The sequence below is a fragment of the Bacteroides faecium genome (assembly GCF_012113595.1).
Classification (GTDB): Bacteria; Bacteroidota; Bacteroidia; order Bacteroidales; family Bacteroidaceae; genus Bacteroides; species Bacteroides faecium.
Genome location: NZ_CP050831.1, coordinates 3,654,667 through 3,679,842 on the forward strand (window position 1 = coordinate 3,654,667; position 25,176 = coordinate 3,679,842).

At 36.3% G+C, this 25,176-nt stretch carries 25 protein-coding genes; 20 read left to right on the forward strand and 5 right to left on the reverse strand.

Annotated elements, in window-relative coordinates; translation table 11 throughout:
• Window positions 1-34 precede the first annotated feature (34 nt).
• The 3 genes from pth to BacF7301_RS13205 form a co-directional block, all read right to left on the reverse strand.
• Window positions 35-601, reverse strand: a complete 567-nt coding sequence (pth, locus tag BacF7301_RS13195) for an aminoacyl-tRNA hydrolase (RefSeq protein WP_167967199.1) — start codon at window positions 599-601, stop codon at window positions 35-37.
• Window positions 602-739: 138 nt separating this feature from the next.
• Window positions 740-1,330 (reverse strand): 50S ribosomal protein L25/general stress protein Ctc, encoded by a 591-nt coding sequence (locus tag BacF7301_RS13200; protein WP_167963484.1) that lies wholly within the window; start codon window positions 1,328-1,330, stop codon window positions 740-742.
• A 137-nt stretch (window positions 1,331-1,467) separates the two neighbouring features.
• Complete coding sequence (locus tag BacF7301_RS13205) at window positions 1,468-1,869, reverse strand: PUR family DNA/RNA-binding protein (RefSeq protein WP_167963486.1); 402 nt, start codon at window positions 1,867-1,869, stop codon at window positions 1,468-1,470.
• 168 nt (window positions 1,870-2,037) lie between these two features.
• Between BacF7301_RS13205 and nusB the strand changes: the two genes are divergently transcribed.
• From nusB to BacF7301_RS13235, 6 genes are all read left to right on the forward strand, one after another.
• On the forward strand, window positions 2,038-2,964 hold the full coding sequence (gene nusB, locus BacF7301_RS13210) for a transcription antitermination factor NusB (protein WP_167963488.1): 927 nt from the start codon (window positions 2,038-2,040) through the stop codon (window positions 2,962-2,964).
• A 39-nt stretch (window positions 2,965-3,003) separates the two neighbouring features.
• Window positions 3,004-3,321: a preprotein translocase subunit YajC gene (gene yajC / locus BacF7301_RS13215; RefSeq protein ID WP_167963490.1), complete on the forward strand. Its 318-nt coding sequence runs from the start codon at window positions 3,004-3,006 to the stop codon at window positions 3,319-3,321.
• A gap of 21 nt (window positions 3,322-3,342) precedes the next feature.
• Window positions 3,343-4,356 (forward strand): CdaR family protein, encoded by a 1,014-nt coding sequence (locus BacF7301_RS13220; protein ID WP_167963492.1) that lies wholly within the window; start codon window positions 3,343-3,345, stop codon window positions 4,354-4,356.
• The gene (coaE, locus tag BacF7301_RS13225; RefSeq protein ID WP_167963494.1) at window positions 4,346-4,963 is read left to right on the forward strand and encodes a dephospho-CoA kinase; all 618 of its coding nucleotides are present in this window, start codon (window positions 4,346-4,348) and stop codon (window positions 4,961-4,963) included. Before BacF7301_RS13220 ends, coaE begins: the two co-directional genes overlap by 11 nt.
• A 20-nt stretch (window positions 4,964-4,983) precedes the next feature.
• On the forward strand, window positions 4,984-5,412 hold the full coding sequence (locus tag BacF7301_RS13230; protein WP_167963495.1) for a DUF5606 family protein: 429 nt from the start codon (window positions 4,984-4,986) through the stop codon (window positions 5,410-5,412).
• 254 nt (window positions 5,413-5,666) lie between these two features.
• Window positions 5,667-5,909 (forward strand): hypothetical protein, encoded by a 243-nt coding sequence (locus BacF7301_RS13235; protein WP_167963496.1) that lies wholly within the window; start codon window positions 5,667-5,669, stop codon window positions 5,907-5,909.
• Between the two features lie 63 nt (window positions 5,910-5,972).
• Here the strand turns inward: BacF7301_RS13235 and clpB are convergent, their stop codons facing one another.
• Window positions 5,973-8,561: an ATP-dependent chaperone ClpB gene (clpB, locus tag BacF7301_RS13240; RefSeq protein WP_167963497.1), complete on the reverse strand. Its 2,589-nt coding sequence runs from the start codon at window positions 8,559-8,561 to the stop codon at window positions 5,973-5,975.
• A 223-nt stretch (window positions 8,562-8,784) separates the two neighbouring features.
• Between clpB and BacF7301_RS13245 the strand changes: the two genes are divergently transcribed.
• Window positions 8,785-9,369, forward strand: coding sequence for a DUF6621 family protein (locus BacF7301_RS13245; RefSeq protein ID WP_167963498.1), 585 nt, complete (start codon window positions 8,785-8,787; stop codon window positions 9,367-9,369).
• Window positions 9,370-9,423: 54 nt separating this feature from the next.
• Window positions 9,424-10,320, forward strand: a complete 897-nt coding sequence (locus BacF7301_RS13250; RefSeq protein WP_167963499.1) for a LysR substrate-binding domain-containing protein — start codon at window positions 9,424-9,426, stop codon at window positions 10,318-10,320.
• 218 nt (window positions 10,321-10,538) lie between these two features.
• On the opposite strand, the gene BacF7301_RS13255 is transcribed toward BacF7301_RS13250, so the two are convergent.
• A complete protein-coding gene (locus BacF7301_RS13255) occupies window positions 10,539-11,180 on the reverse strand; it encodes an HU family DNA-binding protein (RefSeq protein WP_167963500.1) in 642 nt (213 codons plus the stop codon).
• 745 nt (window positions 11,181-11,925) lie between these two features.
• Here BacF7301_RS13255 and BacF7301_RS13260 point away from each other — a divergent pair.
• The 12 genes from BacF7301_RS13260 (at window position 11,926) to BacF7301_RS13315 (ending at window position 25,119) form a co-directional block, all read left to right on the forward strand.
• Window positions 11,926-13,158 carry a hypothetical protein gene (locus tag BacF7301_RS13260; protein ID WP_167963501.1) on the forward strand — a complete coding sequence of 411 codons (1,233 nt, stop codon included), beginning with the start codon at window positions 11,926-11,928 and terminating at the stop codon, window positions 13,156-13,158.
• A 12-nt stretch (window positions 13,159-13,170) separates the two neighbouring features.
• Window positions 13,171-13,635: a hypothetical protein gene (locus tag BacF7301_RS13265; protein ID WP_167963502.1), complete on the forward strand. Its 465-nt coding sequence runs from the start codon at window positions 13,171-13,173 to the stop codon at window positions 13,633-13,635.
• A gap of 8 nt (window positions 13,636-13,643) precedes the next feature.
• Window positions 13,644-15,038: a hypothetical protein gene (locus BacF7301_RS13270; protein WP_167963503.1), complete on the forward strand. Its 1,395-nt coding sequence runs from the start codon at window positions 13,644-13,646 to the stop codon at window positions 15,036-15,038.
• 5 nt (window positions 15,039-15,043) lie between these two features.
• The gene (locus tag BacF7301_RS13275) at window positions 15,044-18,451 is read left to right on the forward strand and encodes a hypothetical protein (RefSeq protein ID WP_167963504.1); all 3,408 of its coding nucleotides are present in this window, start codon (window positions 15,044-15,046) and stop codon (window positions 18,449-18,451) included.
• A gap of 1 nt (window position 18,452) precedes the next feature.
• Complete coding sequence (locus tag BacF7301_RS13280) at window positions 18,453-19,352, forward strand: coiled-coil domain-containing protein (protein WP_167963505.1); 900 nt, start codon at window positions 18,453-18,455, stop codon at window positions 19,350-19,352.
• 9 nt (window positions 19,353-19,361) lie between these two features.
• Window positions 19,362-21,068 carry a hypothetical protein gene (locus BacF7301_RS13285; RefSeq protein ID WP_167963506.1) on the forward strand — a complete coding sequence of 569 codons (1,707 nt, stop codon included), beginning with the start codon at window positions 19,362-19,364 and terminating at the stop codon, window positions 21,066-21,068.
• A gap of 131 nt (window positions 21,069-21,199) precedes the next feature.
• On the forward strand, window positions 21,200-21,715 hold the full coding sequence (locus BacF7301_RS13290) for a hypothetical protein (protein WP_225450350.1): 516 nt from the start codon (window positions 21,200-21,202) through the stop codon (window positions 21,713-21,715).
• Window positions 21,699-22,445: a S1C family serine protease gene (locus BacF7301_RS13295; RefSeq protein ID WP_167963507.1), complete on the forward strand. Its 747-nt coding sequence runs from the start codon at window positions 21,699-21,701 to the stop codon at window positions 22,443-22,445. The genes BacF7301_RS13290 and BacF7301_RS13295 overlap by 17 nt, the downstream gene beginning before the upstream one ends.
• Before the next feature lie 101 nt (window positions 22,446-22,546).
• The gene (locus tag BacF7301_RS13300; RefSeq protein WP_245208232.1) at window positions 22,547-22,846 is read left to right on the forward strand and encodes a DUF6804 family protein; all 300 of its coding nucleotides are present in this window, start codon (window positions 22,547-22,549) and stop codon (window positions 22,844-22,846) included.
• Between the two features lie 169 nt (window positions 22,847-23,015).
• On the forward strand, window positions 23,016-24,281 hold the full coding sequence (locus tag BacF7301_RS13305) for an ATP-binding protein (protein WP_167963508.1): 1,266 nt from the start codon (window positions 23,016-23,018) through the stop codon (window positions 24,279-24,281).
• A 28-nt stretch (window positions 24,282-24,309) separates the two neighbouring features.
• Window positions 24,310-24,729 (forward strand): DUF1810 domain-containing protein, encoded by a 420-nt coding sequence (locus tag BacF7301_RS13310; protein ID WP_167963509.1) that lies wholly within the window; start codon window positions 24,310-24,312, stop codon window positions 24,727-24,729.
• 15 nt (window positions 24,730-24,744) lie between these two features.
• Window positions 24,745-25,119: a YccF domain-containing protein gene (locus BacF7301_RS13315; RefSeq protein ID WP_167963511.1), complete on the forward strand. Its 375-nt coding sequence runs from the start codon at window positions 24,745-24,747 to the stop codon at window positions 25,117-25,119.
• The last annotated feature ends 57 nt before the right edge of the window (window positions 25,120-25,176 follow it).

Consider the following 25,176-nt stretch of genomic DNA (forward strand, 5'->3'; position numbering starts at 1 on the left):
CTAATCGTTAATCACTAATCATTAACCACTATCTTCATTTTTTGTTGAACTGGTTCATCGTGATGTCGATTCCGGCCAGGCAGAAACTCTTGATAATGTCTCCCGCCATTTCCAGCCTTTCATCCATCGTCTTCCGGTCTTCATCGGTGAAATGTCCGAGTACATAATCAATCTGTCCGCCACGTGGAAAATCGCTTCCGATGCCGAAACGCAGTCGGGCATAGTTTTGGGTGCCTAGGGTAGCGGCGATATTCTTTAGTCCGTTATGTCCGGCATCACTTCCTTTGCCTTTCAGGCGTAACGTACCGAAAGGGAGAGCCAGATCGTCCACTACGATCAGTACATTCTCCAATGGAATATTTTCCTTCTGCATCCAGTAGCGGACAGCTAGCCCGCTTAGGTTCATAAAAGTCGACGGTTTGAGCAGTGTCAACTGTCGCCCTTTGACAGAGAAGCTGGTAGTGAAACCGTAGCGTCCGTCGATGAAAGGCGGCGCATTGTTGATTCTTGCCAATGCTTCTACCGTCATGAATCCGATATTATGCCGGGTTTCGTAATACTCGGGACCAATGTTTCCCAGTCCGACAATTAAATATTTTATCATTGCTTTTCGGTAAAACAGTTCATTAATTGGAAAGAGAAACGCAGATTAATACAAATTAATGCAGACTGAACATCTGCTTTAATCTGCATTAATCTGCGTTTGTAGTATATCTCTTTTTACAGGGATAATCTCAGATTACTTGCCAGCGGTTGCTGCTGCACCTCTTGCTGCACGAGTCAACTTAACAACGCATACAACGGCTTCTTTAGCACTCATCAGTTCAAGACCTTCAAAGCTCAGTTCGCCAACCTTAACAGTCTTACCCAATCCAAGGTGAGCAACGTTTACAGTCAGTTTCTCAGGGATGATGTTGTACAAAGCTTTCACTTTGATCTTACGCATCTGCAATGCTAACTTACCACCGGCTTTAACACCTTCTGCAAGACCTTCCAACTGTACAGGAACTTCCATTACGATAGGTTTAGCTTCATCGATTTGATAAAAGTCAACGTGCAGGATGGTATCTTTTACAGGGTGGAACTGAATATCTTTCAGGATAGCGTTTACTTTTTTGCCATCGATGTCCAGGTCTACTATGTAGATGTGCGGAGTGTAAACAAGATTACGAAGGCCTTCGCTAGTCACTGTGAAGTGAACTACTTCATTACCACCATAAAGTACACAAGGTACACCACCGTTCTTACGGATTTCTTTCAAAGCTCTTGCTTGTTCTGAAGAGCGTTCTGCAATTGCTCTTGCAGTTCCTTTTACTTCAATTGATTTCATTTCTTTAAAAAATTGTGTTACTCTAAATTAAGTTATTTTGCTTAATTCACCATCACACGATGTGGATTATCACACGATGTTGCAAAAAAGCGGTGCAAAAGTACGTCTTTTTTTTGAATTATCAAAGATTTACTTTCTTAAAAGTCGATATCAATCTTAATTTCGCTTTCCAATTTGTCCTCTTGTGTTTCTTCGGCAGCTTTTAGTTCATCTTCTTCATCTGCTTTCTGGTTCAGGCGACTGATATAGTCGTTCATGTCATTGCAGTCAATGAAGTCGATAGCTTCTGTCAGCCCTGCCATGAACTTCTGAAAGTCTTCCCGGTATAAGAAGATTTTGTGTTTCTCGAAACTAACTTGAGAATCATCACCTTCTCCCGTTATCACTTTCTTACTCTCTGTAATAGCCAGGAACATCTCATCTTTACGATTCTTTTTTACGTCGAGATAGTAGATGCGTTTACCTGCTTTGATAGACTTGGAGAATACAATCTCTTTGTCATTCATGTCTGCGCTCATTTTCTTTTTTAAATCTTCCATATCTTACGATCTGTTTATAATCGGCTTCAAAATTGGATATTTTTTTTAAACTGTCAAAAGAAAAAGCGCAGAGAATCAAATACTGCATTAAAAAATGTGATTTATTTGTGGAAACTCGCTAAAAATATCTACTTTTGCAGTTCGATAACAACAGTATTAAATTGAATTATGATCAACAGAGTTCTTATTCGTCTTAAGATTATACAAATAGTATATGCCTATTATCAGAATGGCAGCAAAAATCTAGACTCAGCGGAGAAAGAGTTATTCTTTAGTCTTTCAAAGGCGTATGACCTTTACAACTATTTGCTAATGCTGATGATAGCATTGACGGAGTATGCACAAAAACGCATTGACGCGGCAAAAGCCAAATTGGCACCTACGAAAGAAGAGTTATATCCCAACACAAAGTTTGTGGACAACAAGTTTATTGCCCAATTGGAGGTCAATAAGCAATTGGTGGAGTTTATCGCCAATCAGAAGAGAACTTGGGTGAACGACCAGGATTTCGTGAAAGAACTCTACGAGAAAATTGTGGAAACCGACATCTATAAAGAGTATATGGCTTCTGACGACAAATCGTATGAAGCGGACCGTGAATTATGGAGAAAGATCTATAAGACATATATCTTTAATAACGATTCTCTCGATCAGGTACTGGAAGACCAGAGCTTGTACTGGAATGACGATAAAGAAATAGTAGATACATTCGTATTGAAAACAATCAAGCGCTTTGATGAGAAAAAAGGCGCGAACCAGGAACTGCTTCCAGAATTCAAGGATGATGAAGACCAGGAATTTGCGCGTCGTCTGTTCCGTCGTACTATTTTGAATTCAGACTACTACCGTCACCTGGTAAGTGAGAATACAAAAAACTGGGAGCTGGATCGTATTGCATTTATGGATGTTATCATTATGCAAACGGCATTGGCGGAAATATTAAGTTTCCCGAACATTCCGGTTAGTGTTTCGTTAAATGAATATGTAGAAATTGCGAAGTTATATAGCACCGCCAAGAGCGGTAGCTTTATCAACGGAACATTGGATGGAATAGTTAATCAATTGAAAAAAGAAGGTAAGTTGACTAAAAACTAATACCTTTGTATATATAATAGAAACTAAAACTGATTATTTATGAACGTATTGACTGTATTATTGCAAGCTCCTGCTGCTGGAGGTGGAAGTATGATGTGGATCATGCTGATAGCAATGTTTGTTATCATGTATTTCTTTATGATCCGTCCTCAAAATAAGAAGCAAAAAGAAATAGCTAATTTCCGTAAATCTCTGCAGGTAAATCAGAATGTGATTACTGCTGGTGGTATCCACGGTGTAATCAAGGAAATCACAGATGATTATATTGTACTTGAAATAGCTTCTAACGTGAAGATTAAGATAGATAAGAATTCTATTTTCGCTGATGCTTCAGCGGCTAGCAATCAATCTAAGTAAATCGTTGGTAAAAAAGTGCCTATGTTTGATCGTAGGAAAATAAGATATACGTATTTAAAGCTATCTAAGAGAATTAAGGATTTTCTGCTCAGTGATAAGAGTAGAGAATTCTTAATTTTTTTATTTTTCTTCCTGATTGCCGGTGGATTTTGGCTGCTTCAGACATTGAACAGTGATTATGAAGCGGAATTTTCTATCCCGGTGCGGATTAAAGATCTTCCTAATAATGTAGTACTGACTTCGGAACCCCCTTCCGAACTTCGTGTCAGAGTGAAAGATAAAGGTACTGTTCTCCTTAATTATATGCTGGGAAAGAGTTTCTTTCCGGTAAACCTGAGTTTTCCCGATTATAAAGGGAAGAATAATCATGTGAAGATTTACGCATCCGATTTTGAGAAAAAGATATTGAGTCAGTTGAATGTTTCTTCCAAGATTCTTTCTATAAAGCCCGATACATTGGATTATATCTATTCTGAAGGGAAATCCAAGTTAGTGCCTGTTCGCCTTCAAGGAAAAGTGACAGCCGGACTTCAATATTATGTGTCGGATACGATTTGCAGTCCCGATTCAGTATTGGTCTATGCCCCGGAAGGGATTTTGGATACGATAACCACTGCTTATACTCAAAAGATAAACCTGGAGAATATATCCGATACCACCCGCCGACGGATTTCTTTGGCTTCGGAAAGAGGAGTGAAGTTTGTTCCGGGTTCGGTTGAGGTGACATTTCCGGTGGATATTTATACGGAGAAAACAGTGGAAGTACCCCTGTATGGAATCAATTTTCCGGCGGATAAAGTATTGCGTGCCTTTCCCTCAAAGGTTCAGATTACTTTTCAGGTAGGACTGAAACGATTTCGTAGTATAAAAGCAAGCGATTTTGTGATTAATGTTTCTTATGAAGAATTGCTGAAGCTAGGTTCGGATAAATATACGGTTAAACTGAAATCATTCCCGAGTGGAATCAATCAAATTCGCATTACTCCCGAGCAAGTTGATTTTTTGATAGAACAAGTAACTTCAGATGGCGATTAAGATTGGTATAACCGGTGGTATAGGCAGTGGAAAGAGTGTGGTTTCCAGACTGCTGGAAATAATGGGAATCCCTGTTTATATATCGGATATGGAAGCGAAGCGTATTACACATACGGATGAAGTGATCCGTCGGGGACTTTGTGACCTGGTCGGTAGCGACGTTTTTCAAGATGGCGAATTAAATCGACCTCTGCTTGCATCCTATATGTTCGGGCATCCTGATCATGTGAAAGAAGTGAACAGTATCATTCACCCGCAAGTAAAAGAAGATTTTCGTCAGTGGGTAATCCGGCGAGGGAGTGAACCATTGGTAGGCATGGAGTCCGCCATTCTCATTGAAGCTGGTTTTAGGAGTGAAGTCGATTTTCTGATAATGGTCTATGCGCCGTTGGAAGTAAGGGTAGAGCGTGCTATAAAGCGTGACTGTTCATCAAGAGAATTGGTGATGAAACGCATCGAGTCGCAAATGAGTGATGAGACTAAGAGAAATCATGCTGATTATGTGATTGTGAATGATGATGAAACACCGTTAATTCCACAGGTTTTGGAGCTTATTTCTTTGCTATCTAAAAATAATCATTACCTTTGCCCCGCAAAAAATAATTAATAAACAAAAAGATACATACTATGTTGAAGACTATCTTGTCTATCTCCGGTAAACCGGGATTGTACAAACTTATTTCGCAAGGAAAAAATATGTTGATTGTTGAATCAATCAATGCTGAAAAGAAACGTTTCCCCGCTTATGGTAATGAAAAAATTATCTCACTGGCAGATATAGCAATGTACACGGATGACGCAGAAGTTCCTTTGTACGATGTGCTGGAAGCAATCAAGGAAAAAGAACAGTCAGCGGCAGCTTCTATCGATCCTAAGAAAGCTACTCCCGAACAATTGCGTGAATATTTGGCTGAAGTACTGCCGAACTTCGATCGAGAACGTGTGTATGTAGCAGACATCAAGAAGCTGGTTTCCTGGTATAATCTCTTGGTTTCTAATGGAATTACAGAATTCAAGTCAGAAGAAGCTAAAGAAGAAGAGGCGGCTGCGGAATAATCGGTGCAGTTTATTTTATGAGACTAAAAACATGATAATCATTTATATGATTGTCATGTTTTTCTTTTATATAGATGCTTGTTTGTTAAAGAAAAAATTAGTATTAATTGAGTTATCTTTTCTTTAAATAAATATCTTCTGCTTATATTGTAAATAATGATGCTTTTTTATGTATCTTTGCAACGGTTCATAATATCCATAAATTTTGGGCGTGGATAAATTAATACTTGAGAAAAATAGAATTATATAAGGGGATGGAGACAATAACAAATAAAGGAGTAAATGTCCATTTGGACAAAGAAGCAGGAACATTATGCTTGACAGGTTTGCTGGCAGGTACAATGGTATTCTTATATGATTCTCAAGGTGAGCTAAAGGGGAAACATCAGTTTGCTATCCCTTCACTTACCATAACAATACCAAAACATGGTACTTATGTTTTAGTGATGAGTCATCCGAACTGTCAGCCTGAAGTTAGAAGAGTTATATATGTATGAATATAAAAAAGTCGGTAGGTTTCTTTGTATACCTGCCGACTTTTTATTTATGCCTGGTGTTCCTTAATTTCTGAATATCAGTCCGTCGCCGCCTGCGTCAACGATGATTGCTTTGCTTCGATCCACTTCCTGGGAAAGTAGCTTCTTGGACAAGTCATTCAACAAGTAACGTTGAATAGCTCTCTTGACCGGACGTGCTCCGAATTCGGGATCGTATCCTACCTGGGATAAGAAGTCCAAAGCGGCTTCCGTCATTTCCAGTTCTACTCCGTTTTCAGCAAGCATTTTCTGTACACTCTTAATCTGCAAAAGTACGATTTGCTTGATTTCCTTTTCCGTTAACGGCAAGAACATGATTGTTTCGTCAATACGATTCAGGAATTCGGGACGAATGGTCTTTTTCAGCATATTCATCACTTCCTTTTTCGTTTCTTCGATTACTTCTTCCTTATTAGCGCCATTCAGTTTTTCCATCTGACTTTGTATATAAGAACTACCCATATTCGAAGTCATAATGATGATTGTATTCTTGAAATTAACCACCCTTCCTTTATTATCTGTCAATCGTCCGTCATCCAATACTTGCAACAGGATATTGAAGACATCCGGGTGAGCTTTCTCTATTTCATCAAACAGTACAACTGAGTAGGGTTTCCGCCGGATAGCTTCCGTCAACTGACCACCTTCATCGTATCCTACATATCCCGGAGGTGCTCCGACCAAGCGGGAAACACTGTGTTTCTCCTGATATTCACTCATATCGATACGGGTCATCATCGTTTCGTCATCAAACAGAAACTCAGCCAAAGCCTTTGCCAGCTCGGTCTTACCCACACCGGTTGTTCCGAGGAAGATAAATGAACCTATCGGACGTTTCGGATCTTGCAATCCGGCACGACTACGACGCACAGCATCTGCAACCGCTTCAATTGCTTCATCCTGACCGATCACCCGTTGGTGAAGTTCTTCTTCCAAATGCAATAACTTATCTTTCTCACTTTGCAACATCTTACTGACAGGAATACCCGTCCAACGAGATACGACATCCGCAATATCTTCAGCATCTACTTCCTCTTTAATCATGGCTTTATCGCCTTGCATTCCACGAAGTTTCTGTTGCGTTTCTTCTATCTCTTTATCCAGAGCCTGAAGTTTACCATAACGGATTTCGGCTACCTTTCCGTAGTCACCTTCGCGTTCAGCCTTTTCAGCCTCAAATTTCAGATTTTCTATTTCTACCTTATTCTGCTGAATCTTATCCATTAACGTCTTTTCGCTCTGCCACTTAGCTTTGAAGGACTTTTCCTGTTCTTTAAGCTCGGCAAGCTCCTTGCCGATGATTTCCAGTTTAGGCTTGTCATTCTCACGTTTGATGGCTTCACGCTCAATTTCCAACTGCTTGATTTTACGGGAAATTTCATCCAGTTCTTCCGGAACGGAGTCTACTTCCATACGCAATTTGGCGGCAGCTTCGTCCATCAGGTCGATAGCTTTATCCGGCAGGAAACGGTCGGTGATATAACGGCTACTCAATTCCACGGCAGCGATAATCGCATCGTCTTTGATACGTACATGGTGGTGATTCTCGTAGCGTTCCTTCAATCCGCGGAGAATAGAGATGGTGCTCAAATTATCCGGCTCATCCACCTGTACGATTTGGAAACGACGTTCCAGCGCTTTATCCTTCTCGAAGTATTTTTGATACTCGTCGAGAGTTGTCGCACCAATAGAACGTAATTCTCCACGTGCGAGGGCGGGTTTCAGGATATTGGCCGCATCCATGGCGCCTTCACCTTTTCCAGCTCCCACCAAAGTGTGGATTTCATCAATAAACAGAATTATATCACCTTCTGATTTCTTTACTTCATTGACAACCGATTTCAGTCGTTCCTCAAATTCACCTTTATACTTTGCACCTGCAACAAGTGCACCCATATCCAATGAATAAACCTGTTTATTCTTTAGGTTTTCAGGTACGTCCCCACGAAGGATACGATGCGCCAAACCTTCTACGATGGCAGTCTTACCTGTACCCGGTTCACCAATCAGAATCGGATTATTCTTTGTACGGCGGCTCAATATCTGAAGTACCCGACGGATTTCTTCGTCACGACCAATCACTGGATCCAGTTTGCCGCTACGGGCAGCCTCGTTCAGGTTGGTAGCATACTTTTCCAGTGATTGGTAGGTATCCTCACTGGATTGCGACGTAACCTTTTCTCCTTTTCTCAATTCGCTGATAGCATTGCGCAGTTCTTTTTCCGTCATACCTGCATCCTTTAGGATGGTGGATACGGTGCTTTTTACAGTCAACAATGCTAGTATAATATGTTCCAATGAAACGAATTCATCCCCCATTTCTTTGGAATACTGTGTTGCTTTCTGCAATACTTCATTCGATTCACGGCTCAAATATGGCTCCCCACCGGATACTTTCGGCAGTGAATCAATCTGTTTATCAACAACAAGAGCTACTTGCTGCCCGTTCATGCCAAGTTTTTGGAAGATAAAGTTGGTGACATTCTCACCTACTTTCATCACTCCTTGCATGATGTGGGCAGGCTCAATAGCCTGTTGTTCCCGGCTTTTTACGAGGTTCACGGCTTCCTGAACCGCTTCTTGGGATTTGATAGTAAAATTGTTAAAGTTCATATCGTTGTTCTCCTTTCTTATTTCACGTTTCTAATAACACCTAAAAGGGCGCAAAAGATTTGCCAAGTAGGAAAATATGACAAAATAGCATGATTTTTAAGGAGTTAAAGGACAAAATGACCTCTTTCTCTTATGTACGACTGACGAATTTGCTGCGAAATGAGGGTGATAAATAAAAGTATTGTAGTATCTTTATCGGCTGTAATAATATTAAGAAAAAGATATGAACGATAAACCTCAAATAAAACTGTCTGAAACAGTAGTATTGATTGATGCAGCTTTTCTGAACTTTGTAATTACAGATATGAAGGGATATTTTGAAAAGACTTTGCAGCGTTCTCTGCAAGAGATAGACCTTTCGATACTGACTACCTATCTGACTTTGGATGCAGGAATTACAGAAGGAAAAAATGAAGTGCAATTTCTTTTTGTTTACGATAAGGAGTCGGGGCAGCTTGTGCATTGCCAACCTTCCGATTTGGAGGAGGAACTGAATGGAGTAGCTTTTCAAAGTCCTTATGGGGAGTATTCATTCGCAAGTGTACCCTCGGAGGGAATGGTGACAAGAGAAGATTTGTTTCTTGATTTGTTGTCCATCGTTGCCGATTCGGCTGATGTGAAAAGGATGATTGTGATTTCTTTCAATGAGGAATATGGGAAGAAGGTAACTGATGCACTGAATGAGATAAAAGGTAAGGAAATTATTCAGTTCCGGATGAACGAGCCAGATACTCCGTTGATGTATAAATGGGATATGTTGGCTTTCCCCGTTATGCAGGCATTGGGAATTAAAGCTGATGAACTTTAATAGCCCCATGCCCGCTGCTTGATATCTAATACTTAATACTTAAAATTTAGCCCCATGTCCGATTTTCGTTTAAAAGTGTTTCAGAGTGTGGCGAAGAACTTGAGTTTTACAAAAGCTTCGCAAGAGCTGTTTGTTAGCCAACCTGCTATTACCAAGCATATCCAGGAGTTGGAGACTTATTATCAGGCTCGTTTATTTGAGCGTCAGGGAAGTAAAATCTCGCTGACCGATGCCGGCGAATTGCTGTTGAAGCATAGTGAGAAGATTCTGGATGATTACAAGCAACTAGAATATGAAATGCATTTGCTGCACAACGAGTATATCGGCGAATTGAAACTGGGCGCCAGTACTACGATTGCCCAATATGTCCTTCCACCTTTATTGGGAAGTTTCATTGCTAAATTTCCACAAGTCACCCTTTCCCTAATCAATGGAAATTCGCGGGGAGTGGAAACTGCTTTGCAGGAACACCGGATAGATTTAGGTCTGGTGGAAGGTATTTTCCGTCTGCCTAACTTAAAATATACTTCATTCCTGCAAGACGAACTTGTGGCAGTGGTACATGCACATACCAAACTGGATATTCAGGATGAAATATCTCCGGAAGACTTGTTGAACATTCCATTAGTCTTGCGTGAAAGAGGATCCGGAACACTGGATGTATTCGAGCGTGCCCTGTCGCAGCATAACTTGAAACTGTCTTCTTTGAATGTAATGATGTATCTCGGCAGTACGGAAAGCATCAAACTTTTTATCGAACATGCTGATTGTATGGGGATTGTCTCTATCCGTTCCGTACACAAAGAACTTGTCGCCGGCAATTTGCGTGTGATTGAGATTAAGGAAATGCCTATGCAGCGCGAATTTAACTTTGTGCAACTGCAAGGGCAGGAGGGAGGGTTGTCTCAAGTCTTTATGCGGTTTGCGGGACATCACAGCAAAAGCTTGTGAGGTCAGCCTTAGCTGAATTCAGAAATTCACAGCTCGCTCCCAGAAAAGAGAAAACATTTTCATTTCTCATATTCTCATGATTTTGCTGTAGCTCTCCTGTAATCAATATATTAGTGTATGAGAAATGCTTTTGAAAAAATGCATTTCTCATCATTTTCAAGCAAATTAGCTCTTAAAACGGTTATTTCTCATACCCTTTTAAGGTATTTCTCATACTTTTATTGCCCCTCTTCTACTGTTTTCTTCTTTATATATACTCTATGTGCTCCTCTACCGGTGATTTCTATTCCGGAGTCAGGTTCGTGTCCCCACTGTCGCAGTTCATTGGTAGCTGCGGTTTGAAGTAATCCTGTTAGTCTGCGATAGTTCAGAACGGTGAGGAAAGGATGTTCGTCGAGATACTTTATTGCTAATGCCAGCCGTTGTTCCGGTGTGAATTTTTCTGAGGAACGTTTTCGTTTCCAAGGTGCTCGTTCCAGTCGGCATCTTTCACTAATGTTTCTGACCATTGTTCTGTCTACCCGGAAATTCACACCTTTTATAAAGATACTTTGTGCGTTACGATGTTTTCCGCCTTCCGCTTCTTCCCGTTCCTTGTCTCTGCCCAAAGTAAGTGACGGAGTAAATGTCCCTATTCCGTCTATCTTTACCGAACGTCCTTCTGCCATCAGGCGTGCCATTTCAATGGCTGTCTGAAGCAGTACGCCTTCTATATCTCCTGCGCTGAAACCACTCACGTCGCCCACCCGTTTCGCCAACTCTTTCATGCTTGCATTATCTATCCGCGCAAATTTGGGATAAGTAATTCTTTTGCCTGTTTTCTGGATGTCGGGCATCTCATCCATAATGTATCGTGCCATACTATACTATCTGTTGTTTAAAGTATTAATAGATAAGTTCTTTTGTATTAAGAGTAAACTTCCTTTCCTCTAATTGCAAAGTTCCTTTTCGTTAAATATAAACTGTAAATGAAAGTTTTGTTTTTATAATCAAAGCTTGCGTTTATAGTTTACTCTTATGCAAAGGTAAGTTTTCTATTTGATAAAAAGAAGTTTATCCTTAATAAAGAAGAAGTTTTCTATTAATAGTTTGGGAGGGAAGTAGTAGGAGATAATGTTTTAGAAGAATGGAAAGGGTATTTGTTGAAGAATATACGTATTTATGAAAAAAGAATGACATGAAGTAGGATATTAAAATTTATTTTTATAGTTTTGCAATGTTTCTCACGCCGATACCTCAATTCGTGAGGGTAGGGTGGTGTGGGGAATGTATTATATAAAGAAAGGCGTTTACTAAACGCTTTGTCTTTGACACTTCGAAACTTCGCAAATTTTGAATCATCGTCAAAAGCAAAGCAACAGTAGATGGCTGCGGGATGTGTTTATACCCCAGATGTACTTTAGATATAAGGTATATATGGTTTGTTATACATATCGGCGTGGGCTTCTGCGTTGCTCGTTCAGACGATGATGGGCAATGCGAAGGCCTCGAAGTGCGGGACGAGTAACAGGTACAGATTCCCGCGCTTTTTCTTTATATGATGGTTAACTATTCTAATTATGAACCGTCCGGTTCGGGAATCTGCGGGCAACAGAAGGAATATTTATGAGTGAAAGAACACGACTGTTGATTATGCAGACTAATCTATTTCGCATATTATCTGTAGTTCTATTATTTGCCGTATTGTTATGTGTATCAAGTTGTAGTAAGATAGAGATAAAATGGCAATCGGTTAAATCACCAGATGAAATAAACAAAACACTATTAAAAGTTTATATAGAAAATTCTGGAAGCATGGATGGATATATGTGTGATGGCGCAGAGTTGAAAGATGCTATATATGGATATGTCAGCAAATTGAATAGTTTTTCCGATACTACAGAGCTAAATTATATAAATTCTCAAATAATTCCCTACAAGAAAGGATTGAAATCTTTTATAAGGGATTTGAATCCTTTATCTTTTCATCATGCAGGTGGTAATACCGGAAATTCTGATATAGCAGATATGTTTGAGAAAATATTAGCAAATACAGGTGATAACGTTGTATCCATATTTGTCTCAGATTGTATTCTTGATGTTCCAGGAGGCAGTGCTTCTAAGTTTTTTGTAAATCGACAGATCGATATACAGAATGCGTTTATAAAACAGTTGAATAGATACGAAAATTTGGGAGTCGAAATTTTTCAACTAGAATCAACGTTTAATGGTTGGTATTATTATAATCAAGGAAAAGAGTATTTGAAAGATGTTAAACGTCCTTATTATATGTGGGTAATAGGGAATAAACATAATCTGGTTCAATTGAATAAAAATGTTCCATTTTCAGAAATACAACATGGGATAAAAAACTATTTTGCATACTCTACAACTAGTAAAGTTCCTTTTGAAATAACTAATAAAGCGGGGATTAGTAGTGAGAATCTTTGTATATGCAATCCCGAATCAGATGGTAAATATCGGATTTTATTAAAGGCTAACATGGGTTCTACATTGCAAGATGACCAGATTCTTTGTGATATTGAAAATTACGAGAAATTGAACTCTTTTGTCAACGTGGAGAAAATTGACAGAATTTTAGCAAAAAGGTCATTGTATACCCATTTACTAACGCTTGTTGTAGATAAGAGAGAATTAAAGTCTGCTGGTGAGAAGCTTTCTTTGAATTCATTAAAACATCCAGACTGGTTGGAGTCTGTTAATGATGATTCGGGTAAAGATGTGACTAAAAGTATGGATAAAACGACAGGAATTAAATATATAGTACAGGGAGTGGCTGATGCATATAAAACTAACAGTGAGTTAGCTGAGATGAGATTTGTAATTAGTAAAAAATAAAAAGAGATTCTTATGGGACAATTTTTTGGAAGTATCTATTGCTGGTTTGAAGATTTTTTTGGGTTAGAACTAGCAAATTACATGTGGGGATTAGCTTCCCCTGAGCAAACAACCAATCTTTTTATAGGAATTGGTTTATGGATGTTAGGAATTTCATTTACTATGGCTGCCATTTTTTATTACGTCGTAAATCATCCACAACTAAATCATTGGTGGGGTTGGTTTATCTTTCTTCTATTAAATGCAGTCTTTAATGGTATTATGGGTTGTCAATGGGTTTTGACTGATTATTATGCAGGTAAGATGTATAATGTAGACCCATTGACTAATCAGCAAGTTCCTTTGAATATTTATGAATCAAATTGTATTTGTTTTGGAATCTCAAATATGATATTGTCTGTATTGGCTTTCTTTATAATTTCATGTATCATTAAATGGTGGAGTACTAATGTTTCCGCAGCACCATTTGTAAAATAAATATTTGTATGTCAAAACTATATATTTTTGGAATAGGGGGAACGGGATCAAGAGTACTTCGTTCTTTTACAATGATGTTGGCTGCCGGAGTCAAGATTGGAGTTAACGAAATTGTGCCTATAATAATAGATCCAGATGTCTCGAATGCAGACTTAACCCGTACGGTCCAACTGATGAACACTTATCGTGCGATACATTCGGAGTTACAATTTGATGAAGAAAATGAAAGTCAGTTTTTTCGGAAAGAACTGACTCAAGTATTAGGTAATTATACTTTGAGGATAAATGATACTGACGATAAGACTTTTCAGCAGTTCATAGACTTGCCCTCAATGGATAAAGTAAACAAGGCAATGATGAAAATCTTGTTTTCAGACAAGAATTTGAACTCGTCAATGGATATCGGTTTTAAAGGAAATCCCAATATTGGCAGTGTTGTACTTAATCAGATTGTTAGGTCAGAAGATTTTGAAGACTTTGCCAATTCATTTGAAGCTGATGATAAGATATTTATCATAAGCTCAATTTTCGGGGGAACCGGTGCTAGTGGCTTTCCGTTATTATTAAAAACATTAAGAACTGGTGATTCTTTTTCAAATCATGATTTGATTAATAATGCAGAGATTGGCGCTATTACTATTTTGCCATATTTTAAATTGAAAAGTGATGAAGAAAGCGAGATTGATTCATCAACATTTATTTCAAAGACGAAATCTGCATTAGCTTATTATGAGAATAATATTAGTAAGAACGGTTCAATTAATGCCCTATATTATCTTGCAGATGACATAACGAATACTTATGATAATCATGAAGGCGGTACAGCACAAGAAAATGATGCTCATCTTATTGAATTTCTAGCTGCTACTGCTATTGTTGATTTTAGTAATAAGCAGCATCCAAATACAGTAAATAAAGAATTGGGATTGAAAGATGTGGAAGATACAGTTTCTTTCGGTTCTTTTTATGATATCCAAAAACGATTGCTGTTTACCCCTCTAACGCAGTTTATATTGATGGCCAATTGTTTGAATAATAAGTTTGATTATTTTAGTTCTACGGCTTTTAATGCTAATAATAGCAATTTTCAGGATTTATATGATGGTACATTTATGTCTGAATTAAGGGGAATGTTTGTTAAATATCTGGAGTGGCTTAAAGAAATGAAGGAAAATAAGCGCTCATTAGATTTGTTTAATTTGAAAACAGGAGACAAACCTTTTGATGTGGTTACGGGGATTAAACCTGCTAAAATCCCAAGTCTTTATTCTGATTATAATTTAATAATAGGTCGGCTTAATTCTGCAGTAAAAAAATGTAAGAGTAAAGGTATGGAGAATAAGTTTCTCGAGATGTTCTATTTAGGAACAAAAACACTGGCGAAAGAAAAATTTAAAATGTAATTGTTATGTCAAAAATATTTAGACTATATAAGGAGGGAACAAGTACTTATACATGTTGGAATGAGACGCCTGCTTTTCCATATAACTCTGCAAACAGAGATACAATTGATGATCCCGACGGAGCTTCTGCAAGAAATGAAATAACTTCAATACCTTCACCATTTGCCCGTATTGATTTGGTGAAAACTGCTTTTAAAGAGGTGTGTAAACTTGATAGGAAAACTAAAAAAGTTGAACTTGATGGAAAGACTATTTTTCATAAAATGATTTCTGATGCATTAGATGTTGGTGAAATATTCTTTAATATAGACAAATATCAGAATAAGATTGAGATTATCTCTTGGGACCCCTCAATAATGATTAACGCGTTGCAGTGCGATGGTAGCGATGGACATCTGTATCTTGCAGATGCTTTGCAAAAATATATGAAGTCAGATTCCAAAACCTATAACTTTGATCAATTGCAGAATATATATTTGCTTAACTATATTGATGGACCTGATGAATTGAATATTATTGGAGCTACTTCACCAGCGACATTATTTTTTAGTTCTGCAAATAAGTTAGACTATATCAATGATATTTATTTTGCAGAAGACAGACCGTTTGATTCCGAATTTCAGCCATTATATAAAAGGGACTTTGAATATGTAAAGGTTTGGTTTACTTTACGTAAAGCTATACCCTCCTTTTCTACTCTGTTTCCTGAACTGGAAATGTATTTGAATTTAACCTTCAAAGCGATAACGGATACTAAACAAAAGAATGAGTTGAATAATCTGACTGCTGCAAGTGTGGATTTATTTTCGACTATTGATGTTGTTTCCCAACAACAAAATAATTCAGTAGAAGTTCTCGGTCATGTTTTGTATAAAAAATCAAATAAGCCAGCAACCGAGAAAAGTGAATTTACAATATGCTTGAATGGAAAAACTGACAGTGGAACTTTACCTTTAGTGTTACCCATAGAGGCTGGTAATAAATACAGTAAACTTCAATACACAACAGGCAAATGGGGAACTGCCAATGTGGCTCCTTATGTTGATGATGTGGTAGATTTGAATAAACGTTTCCTACCTTTTGACGGTGCTCAAAGTCCTTATTTGACTATTAGTGACTTTCTTGAAGATACAATAATCAGAGTTCCACATACGCTGAATAAAGAGAGCTTTTATGACGGTAACATTGTGATTGATGAAGCAAAATTATCATATTTATTACCGCTCAAGATATTGTTCTTTAAATATTTTAGCGTGTTAGATTTGTTGACTCCATTATCTAATGGCAAATCAATGCTCGAAATGCAAACTGTAGCAGGTGGTTCCGTCAGAGTTGTGTTAAGGATTCCAATTGTAGGAAATGCTACCGTTTCGTATATAGAATATAGCCGGTCTTATTATAAGGAAAGGGTGGCTGATATACAACGAAATGAAGGAGGAATGACTGAATTTAACTTTACGGGACTTGTAATGCCTATTGTTAAATTTAATAATCAGGAGGATGCTTATTATACAGTTTCATGCATTAGTACGTTTTCAAGAAAATTCAATTTAGAGTTTTTTAGTGGTATGGATAAAATAAACTCTATTCTCATGACTTGTAGGAATGAAGATAATTTAGAAACATATAAAGCAGAAACATATACAATAGAAAAGCATAACTTTGATTATATTCAAGTAAGTGATAGAAATGGCTTTTGCGGTGTGTTACTTCCTAAATATAAGAATCAAAGAAATGTTGATACTTTTGAATTTGCTATTGATTTGGGGACTTCTAATACTCATATTGAATATTGTAAAGAAGGGGAAGATCCTAAAGTTTTTGATTTTGATAAAAAAGATAATCAAGTATGTGAAATGTTTGTCCCTTCTTTGGTAGAAGGTAAAGGTGAGCAAGATGACTTGATTGAGGAAGAGCAGTTAATAGAAAAGGATTTTCTGCCAGCAGAAGTTGGTGAAGGTGATTTCGTATTTCCTACAAGGACAATATTATCTTGTTCAAAAACAATTGATTGGACTGGTGTTATTGAACCTTATGGGTTATTTAATATACCGTTGACTTATGATAAACGCCGTGATTTACAATATAATAATATTAAATATAATATTAAATGGGGTAAAGGGGAGGAACATCGTGTCATTGAGTCTTATGTCAACTGTTTAATGTTGATGATTAGGAATAAAGTTCTATTGAATAATGGAAATCTGAAACATACTAAGATCACGTGGTTTTATCCTATTAGTATGGCTCCTAAAAGATTGCGTAAGTTACAACAAACTTGGGATGCCTCTTATGAAAAATATTTTGGTAAAGGCACGACAAACTACATGACAGAATCTGCTGCTCCTATACAATACTTTTTTAGAAGATATGCTACTGCTACTAATTTGGTAAATATTGATATTGGAGGAGGGACTACGGACATTGCATTTGCTAAAAATAAGGAGATTCAATTTGTCACTTCCTTTAAATTTGCGTCAAATACTTTATTTGAAAATCCTTTCTCTGATTTGGATAAGGATAATGGCATTGTAGATCGGTATAAAAATGATATATTACAATTATTGAAGGATAAGAAATTGACAGAATTAGATAGAATTTTTAGGAGTCCTAATAATTTAAATCCTGCAAATTTAGCTTCGTTTTTATTTTCATTGAAGAATAATTCTATGGCTAAGGAAGTAGACTCCAAATCTATTGATTTTAATTATATCTTACAGGAAGATGAGGATTTTAAAATTGTATTCATATTATTCTATACTTCCATTATATATCATATAGCCAAAATTATTAAGGAGAAAGGACTGGCAGTTCCTCGCCATATCACTTTTAGTGGAAATGGAAGTAAGCTTATAAAAGTTGTGTCTACTGATAGCAAATTATTGGCGAAGTATACGAAGCTTATATTTGAAAAAGTGACAGGAGAAAAATATATGGGTGATTTGGATATTTTAGGATTAGATAAAGATGCTAATCCTAAAGAGGCGACTTGTAAAGGTGGAATCATAGGCGTTAAGGATAACGATGCTCGCAGTAAAATCATCATATTTAAAGGTAGTAGTGGATTTGTAGAAGAATCTGATACTTATGATCATGTAGATAATAGTTATATACAAAATACGATAAAATCTGTCTGTGGCTTTTTTGATTTTGCACTAAATACAATGAACGCTGACTTTAATTTTGATGAAAATTTTGGTGTAACTTTAAATTCTTTGAAGATAGCTAAATGCATCTGCTATAAAGACCTTTCAACTTTCTTAGAAAAAGGAATTGCCCAACGCAGAGAGGAAGCTGAGGGACAAGATAAAATAGAGGAAACATTTTTCTTTTATCCAATAAAGGGAGCTTTAAATGCACTTTCACAGGCAATATATGAATCATTACAAAGTAATACTGAAAATATAGACTGATATGAAAATTTATGTAATATCATTTTTATTCTCATTTTGTTTATGCATTATGGGATGTAAAGCTAACCAAACATCTTCTAACTCTGACAAAACGAATAGTAGTCAGATTGCGGCTCTTGTTAATGAAATGGATTCATTAAAGGCGCAAATAAAAATGGCAAATAAAAATATTGAAACATTTGATTTGCAAATAGAAAAACAGAATACTGTAATTGAAAATCTTAAGGAGAATCAAAATGAAAAGCTTGAGATACATTATTGGTGGTTGATCGGTGTGATTATAGTTTCTATTATAGTTTCTATTATAGTTTCTACCTTGATATCTATGTTTATAATTAAAAGAGTGCGTTATAGAGTTGAGGATGATATTGAAAGATTGCATAAAGCGATGAGGCGTAATAATAATGATGAGTTGAAGAATAGCAACAAAAAATATGCGAAGATTGAGTCTATAGAAGTAAATATGGTACAACTTCAAAATGAGTTGGATAGGCTTACAAATGAATTAAATACAGCAAAGCTAGTACATAGCCAAAATGAAACAACAAAAGAAACTTCCAAACCTTTGACTCCTCGAGAAATAAAGCCTAATAAAGAAGGATATTTTGGTATGGTGAAAGGGAAAGGTTTCTTTAATGATGTATACAATTCTAATCAAGACGAATGTCGGTTTAAAGTTTGTTTTAATAGTGCTGAAACAGAAGCTGAGTTTGAACCTGTGAATTTGAATCGCATTCGTTCTATTGATGGCATAGAAAAGGCTGTTGATTATATAGATGACGAGGTTTCATTGTCTGATGCTTCTTCTTTTTATGTAATAGAAAAGGGTAAGGTGAATAAGAATAAGGATAGCGGGACTTGGGATATCAAATCTCCTGTTAAAATAAAATTAAAGAAATAATATACATATATGAGTCTTATAGTACCTATAATAGTAATTACAATTATTTGCATACAGATATTGTTTTTTGTGCTTAATTTAATACGAATGCATGAATTTAGAGATATATTCAAGCATGAACCTTCTTGGAGAATTGAAAAGAGTGAGGATACAGGCTTTGTATTTGGTATAGAAGGAGCGGGTAACAATGTTTTTGATTCAATAAAGTTGTCAATCAATAAATATTTGGAGAATAATTCGGGCTCTGTTATTGATTTTCACTTATTGAAAGATGCAGCAGATCGTCATTGTGACTCGGTAGAAAATGATATAAATACACAAACTCCAATTCCTTTATATTGCGGACTTATGGGGACAATGGCTGGTGTGATTCTAGGATTAGTGCCATTAATATTATCAGGAGCTTTAATTTATCTTTTAGGTGGTGAGCTTTCAGATGGTATAACAAAGGAAGAAATGGATAATTTAGCTGCTTCTGGCATTAATGAATTATTGGCTGGAGTAGCTTGGGCAATGGCAGCTAGTATTTGTGGTATTTTGTTGACAACTATTAATTCACTTTTATTCAAGAGCTGTAAATTGAAAGAGGAAAGAGGCAAGAGTTCTTTTTTGGCTTGGATGCAATCTCGTTTATTGCCGGAACTCCCTTCAGACACATCTGATGCATTGAATAGACTTGTTCGGAATCTTAATAATTTTAATAGCACTTTTGCGGGTAATACAGCTGAACTTAAAAGTACACTTATTAAGGTTAATAGTGCCTATAAAATTCAATCGGACATTATACAAACAGTGCACGATATGGATGTTATGAAAATGGCTAAGGCAAATGTGCAAGTTCTAGAGAAATTGCAGCAGTGCACCGATAAATTGGAACTGTTTAATTCATATCTTGATAATATTCATGGTTATACAGCTGCGATTAATACTTTTACAACATTGTTTCAGCAAGAGAGTAATAGATTGCATGTGCTTGAAGAAATTCAGCAATTTTTTATGCGACATAAAGCTGAAATTGCAAAAGATACAGCAGATGCAGATGTGGCTCTAAAGGAAGCTTTATTAGCAATAAAGGATTCCTCTGCCTCTAATGTCGGAGAATTAAATAAACAGCTTATTGTACAATCAGAAGTTTTTAAGAAGATTTTAGCTGAGGAAAAGGAATCATTTGAAAAATTGAATGAGGAGCTAAAAGGACAATTCCATCAATATATTAGTGATAATATAGCATCATTTGCAGAATTTAATAAGGAAATGAAGTCTCAATTTGGTAGTCAGATACAGCAAATTCCAACGCTCATTAAAAGCTTAGAGCCAATTGCAAATATTCCTATTCAATTGGATAAGTTATTTAATAAAATAGAGCAGTCGAATAATTCGTTTTCTCATGAGATTTCGCAGATTATGAGTAAAAAATCTCAGCCGGTTGAATATGTATATAATAAAGAAAGAGTTACGAGCGATTCTCCTAGAGTTTTTCCTTCTTGGATTAATTGGACTATTGTAGTTTCTATAATAATAATAGCTCTTGCTTGTGTTACTAATACTGTCTATAATGTGATTCCGAAAGATATTTCTAAAACGGAGATGATAGATAATAATGTAGGAGAAGTTTCAAAGATAGAAGAAATGAAAAATGTGAATCCAGAAAAGTATAATGGAGGTAGAGGTGAGTCTGAAATAAGTAATGATACAGTAAATAAAAAACAGCTATAATAAAAAGAAATTCTATTATGTCACAAAAGAAGGAATCTTTTTTCTGGACAAGTTATTCGGATTTGATGACTAGTCTTTTTTTTATAATGCTTGTGTTATTTATTTTGGTTATAGTTTTGCTACATAAACGTATGGAAGTAACAGAACGCCAATTAGCGGAAATAAAAAAAGTAGAACAGTCTACTCAAGATTTGGATAGGAAATATTTTACTTATCGACCTGATTATAAAAAATACGTACTGAATATTGCTGTGTCTTATCCAGTCGGTATTAGTGATATTACTCAGATGGATGTTTCCGATAAAGAAAAATGTTTGGAAGATTTATATCAAGCAGGTAAGGAAGTACAATCTTTTTTGGAGCGTAATCATGAGAATAAATATATTCTTATAATTGAAGGTCAAGCATCTAAAGATAGTTATAAACTTAACTATGAATTAAGTTATCAACGTGCGTTAGGTTTGATGAAATATTGGTGTAAAGATAGGAAGTTGAATTTTGGAGATAATTGTGAAGTACAAATAGCTGGAAGTGGAGATGGAGAATTGGAAACAAATTCAATGCGAGAGGAAAGCGAAATTTTAAATCAGAGATTTTTGATTCATATACTTCCTAAAAATATATTAGAAAATGAAGAAGATAAATAGATGTGATATATTTGTATTTATTACTTTACTTATGTGTGCTTGCGCTCATAAGTCAGGACATGGTGAAAGAGTAATGATAAGTTCAAATTATAAGAGTGAGGGTGTTCAAAAAGAGAATGGGAGATTGGATAACTATGCTAAAACAATAAAACGTAAAGGGGGAAAAATGGAAGGTCCTGAGATTTTCAGGAAATACACTTCTGCTGTTTTTATGGTATTTACATCTGATGGAAGAAATACTTATCAAGGATCTGGCTTTTTCATAAATAATCATGGCTTGGCTGTAAGTAATTACCATGTGTTTAAAGGTACTGGCATTGGAATTGAGGAGATTAAGTTAGCAGGAAGTGATGTTACATATAAGGTGACGGATATAATACAAAAGAGTATTGACAGGGATTTTGTTATTTTTAAAGTTAATTGTGATAACACAAATTATATTCCGATAGCAACGAATAAACCCAAAGTTGGAGAAAAAGTTTTTGCAATAGGTAGTCCACGTGGACTCGAAAATACTTTTTCTTCAGGAGAAGTATCGCAGTGGCGGGATCAAAATTTGATGCAAATAAGTGCGCTTATCGATCATGGTAGTAGTGGAGGAGCATTAATAAATGAATATGGGGAAGTTATAGGGATTACATCTGGAACATTTTATGATGGTTCACAAGCAAATTTGAATTATGCTTGGAGTATTGATGTAATAAAATCTTATATAACAATGAAAGATTAATATGGAACATTTATGGATTTTACATTATTATAATAGGGGAATTATAATCTTATAATTGAATCTTGTTGGACATAGAGAAGAACTTTATTGATTTTTTTTAAATGAACAGAATAAAAATAATATTGATCATTCTTCTACTGATTTGTTTAGCTCCAATGCCTTATGGCTATTATACCTTGATTCGATATTTATCGGCTATTGTATTTACTATTATGGCGTATGACTATGGTAAGAATCAAAAAACACTTTGTATGATTTGCGTAATCTTGGTAGGACTGTTTCAGCCTGTAATAAAAATACCATTAGGACGTGAAGTTTGGAATCTAGTAGATATATTAGTTGCCGTTTTCTTGTTACTTTTATTGGAGAGAAAAATTCCAAAGAATAAAGAAAAATCTTAATCTTTTTGAATTCAAAATACTCTATTTTTCCATAGTTTCTATACTTTGTCATTTTGTACACGAGTTAATCATGCTCTTTAATTTTTTGGATGAAACAAATCGCTATGTGTTTTGTATATGAAACAAAAATACTATATTTGTATTCTGTATACAAAACAATATGTGTGATATGGATAAGGAACAAATTAGGCATATAATAGGTGAAAATCAAGAGTTTGTGAAGAATATAACATTCATGGAACGTCCTTTTACTTTTGAGGATGCGGGTAATTATGTGTTTTTAGGTATTCGCCGGGCCGGAAAATCCTATTTGATGTATCAGCGGATACACCAACTTCTGAAGAAAGGGCATAAGATAGAAGAAATACTTTATATCAATTTTGAGGATGAACGTTTTATCGGCTTGAAATCAGAAGAGTTGGACGATATAAAATTGGCTTATGAAGAGACTTTTCCCTATCAGCCTATCTTCTTTTTGGATGAGATACAAGTTGTAGACGGGTGGGAAAAGTTCGTTCGTCGGTTGGTAGATAAAAAATATCGTGTATATGTGACTGGAAGTAATGCGAAAATGTTGAGTAGTGAAATTGCTACGACATTAGGCGGGCGTTTTCTTATCCAGGAAGTATATCCGTTTTCTTTTCGTGAGTTCCTTCTTTCGCAGGATATAAGATTAACGACAAACTGGCTTTATACTCCAAGTTTGCGTAATGAAGTGGTACGTACTTTTGATGCTTATTTCTATAATGGAGGATTTCCGGAATTGATAGCATTTAAAGATAAACGTTCTTGGTTGAGTGGACTTTATCAGAAAATATTCTTTGGTGATTTGGTAGCTCGTTATGCACTACGTAATTCGGATTCGATGAGTTTGTTGGTGAAGAAACTTGCGGAAAGTGTTATGCAACCCTCTTCTTACAATCGACTTAAAAATATTGTATCTTCAGCGGGAGAGAGCGTGGGAGTACGAACTGTCATTGACTATGTGAGATATTTGGAAGAAACTTGGCTGATATTCAGTATTGAGAATTATGCTGCTCGTTTTGCCGAAAGAGAGAGTAACAGGAAATATTATTTTATAGATAATGGTATTTTGAATCTGTTCATCTTTAATCCGGAAACTTTGTTGTTGGAGAATTTAGTAGCTGTCTCTTTATATAGAATTTTTGGAAAAGAACTATATTTCTATAATCAGAATGTAGAAGTTGATTTTTATATTCCTGATCAGAAATGGCTTGTTCAAGCTTCATATAATATTTCTGATACTCAAACTTTTACCCGTGAAGTGAATGGGCTTTTGAAAACGGCAAAATTCTTAAAAGCGGAGAAGTTGCAAATTGTGACTCGTAATGAGGAACGCACAGTTGAGCAGGATGGTTTTACAATAGAGGTAATTCCCATTTGGAAATGGATGATAATGTTAGAGAATAAGTAACTGATAATCTTTAAGATAAAATAATGATATGGGAGACTATAATTTGCAGCGATTTCTTGACGCCCAACAAGGTGATTATGAACGTGCCCTTGCAGAAGTTAGAAACGGGCGGAAATATTCCCATTGGGTTTGGTATATATTTCCTCAACTGAAAGGGTTGGGAATGAGTTATAATTCACAGTATTATGGAATCAGTGGCAAAGAAGAGGCTGAAGCATATCTGGCGCATCCGATTCTGGGTGAAAGACTAAGAGAAATAACATCGGCTTTTCTGCAATTGAAAGGTAAGACGGCGCAGGACGTTTTCGGCGCGTTGGATGCGATGAAGGTACTTTCGTGCATGACGCTTTTTAATGAGGTTGCTCCTGATGGTTTGTTTCAGCAGGTGATAGAACAATATTATCGGAGCGAAACGGATGAGATGACAAAAAGAATGTTGGATAAATAATAAAATGTTATTGTTATGGGCTGTTTGATGAATCTTTTATGGCTGTTGCTTGGCGGTATTTTTACGGCAGTGGAATACCTTATTTCAAGTATATTGATGATGATTACTATTATCGGTATTCCCTTCGGAATGCAAACGTTAAAGTTGGCAGGACTCGCTTTGTGGCCTTTTGGCAAAGAGGTGAGAAGCGGGAGCCGTTCCAGCGGTTGCCTTTATATCCTGATGAATGTGATATGGCTATTTGTGGGCGGTATCTGGATTTGTTTGTCACATTTGGTTTTTGGAGCGGTTCTGTGTATAACTATTATTGGGATTCCTTTTGGTTTGCAGCACTTTAAGCTGGCAGCATTAGCATTGTCACCTTTTGGAAAGGATATTGTAACTGTGTGAAGATAGTTTGGCGTGGATCACTTATAACCAAAAGTTATAATGCATAATTAGAAACTA

What these genes read in the sequence shown, in the direction of transcription:
- BacF7301_RS13200 (WP_167963484.1), bottom strand. Translation starts at nt 1,330, where the DNA reads ATGAAATCAATTGAAGTAAAAGGAACTGCAAGAGCAATTGCAGAACGC.
- BacF7301_RS13205 (WP_167963486.1), bottom strand. Translation starts at nt 1,869, where the DNA reads ATGGAAGATTTAAAAAAGAAAATGAGCGCAGACATGAATGACAAAGAG.
- nusB (WP_167963488.1), top strand. Translation starts at nt 2,038, where the DNA reads ATGATCAACAGAGTTCTTATTCGTCTTAAGATTATACAAATAGTATAT.
- yajC (WP_167963490.1), top strand. Translation starts at nt 3,004, where the DNA reads ATGAACGTATTGACTGTATTATTGCAAGCTCCTGCTGCTGGAGGTGGA.
- BacF7301_RS13220 (WP_167963492.1), top strand. Translation starts at nt 3,343, where the DNA reads ATGTTTGATCGTAGGAAAATAAGATATACGTATTTAAAGCTATCTAAG.
- coaE (WP_167963494.1), top strand. Translation starts at nt 4,346, where the DNA reads ATGGCGATTAAGATTGGTATAACCGGTGGTATAGGCAGTGGAAAGAGT.
- BacF7301_RS13230 (WP_167963495.1), top strand. Translation starts at nt 4,984, where the DNA reads ATGTTGAAGACTATCTTGTCTATCTCCGGTAAACCGGGATTGTACAAA.
- BacF7301_RS13235 (WP_167963496.1), top strand. Translation starts at nt 5,667, where the DNA reads ATGGAGACAATAACAAATAAAGGAGTAAATGTCCATTTGGACAAAGAA.
- clpB (WP_167963497.1), bottom strand. Translation starts at nt 8,561, where the DNA reads ATGAACTTTAACAATTTTACTATCAAATCCCAAGAAGCGGTTCAGGAA.
- BacF7301_RS13245 (WP_167963498.1), top strand. Translation starts at nt 8,785, where the DNA reads ATGAACGATAAACCTCAAATAAAACTGTCTGAAACAGTAGTATTGATT.
- BacF7301_RS13250 (WP_167963499.1), top strand. Translation starts at nt 9,424, where the DNA reads ATGTCCGATTTTCGTTTAAAAGTGTTTCAGAGTGTGGCGAAGAACTTG.
- BacF7301_RS13255 (WP_167963500.1), bottom strand. Translation starts at nt 11,180, where the DNA reads ATGGCACGATACATTATGGATGAGATGCCCGACATCCAGAAAACAGGC.
- BacF7301_RS13260 (WP_167963501.1), top strand. Translation starts at nt 11,926, where the DNA reads ATGAGTGAAAGAACACGACTGTTGATTATGCAGACTAATCTATTTCGC.
- BacF7301_RS13265 (WP_167963502.1), top strand. Translation starts at nt 13,171, where the DNA reads ATGGGACAATTTTTTGGAAGTATCTATTGCTGGTTTGAAGATTTTTTT.
- BacF7301_RS13270 (WP_167963503.1), top strand. Translation starts at nt 13,644, where the DNA reads ATGTCAAAACTATATATTTTTGGAATAGGGGGAACGGGATCAAGAGTA.
- BacF7301_RS13275 (WP_167963504.1), top strand. Translation starts at nt 15,044, where the DNA reads ATGTCAAAAATATTTAGACTATATAAGGAGGGAACAAGTACTTATACA.
- BacF7301_RS13280 (WP_167963505.1), top strand. Translation starts at nt 18,453, where the DNA reads ATGAAAATTTATGTAATATCATTTTTATTCTCATTTTGTTTATGCATT.
- BacF7301_RS13285 (WP_167963506.1), top strand. Translation starts at nt 19,362, where the DNA reads ATGAGTCTTATAGTACCTATAATAGTAATTACAATTATTTGCATACAG.
- BacF7301_RS13290 (WP_225450350.1), top strand. Translation starts at nt 21,200, where the DNA reads ATGGAAGTAACAGAACGCCAATTAGCGGAAATAAAAAAAGTAGAACAG.
- BacF7301_RS13295 (WP_167963507.1), top strand. Translation starts at nt 21,699, where the DNA reads ATGAAGAAGATAAATAGATGTGATATATTTGTATTTATTACTTTACTT.
- BacF7301_RS13300 (WP_245208232.1), top strand. Translation starts at nt 22,547, where the DNA reads ATGAACAGAATAAAAATAATATTGATCATTCTTCTACTGATTTGTTTA.
- BacF7301_RS13305 (WP_167963508.1), top strand. Translation starts at nt 23,016, where the DNA reads ATGGATAAGGAACAAATTAGGCATATAATAGGTGAAAATCAAGAGTTT.
- BacF7301_RS13310 (WP_167963509.1), top strand. Translation starts at nt 24,310, where the DNA reads ATGGGAGACTATAATTTGCAGCGATTTCTTGACGCCCAACAAGGTGAT.
- BacF7301_RS13315 (WP_167963511.1), top strand. Translation starts at nt 24,745, where the DNA reads ATGGGCTGTTTGATGAATCTTTTATGGCTGTTGCTTGGCGGTATTTTT.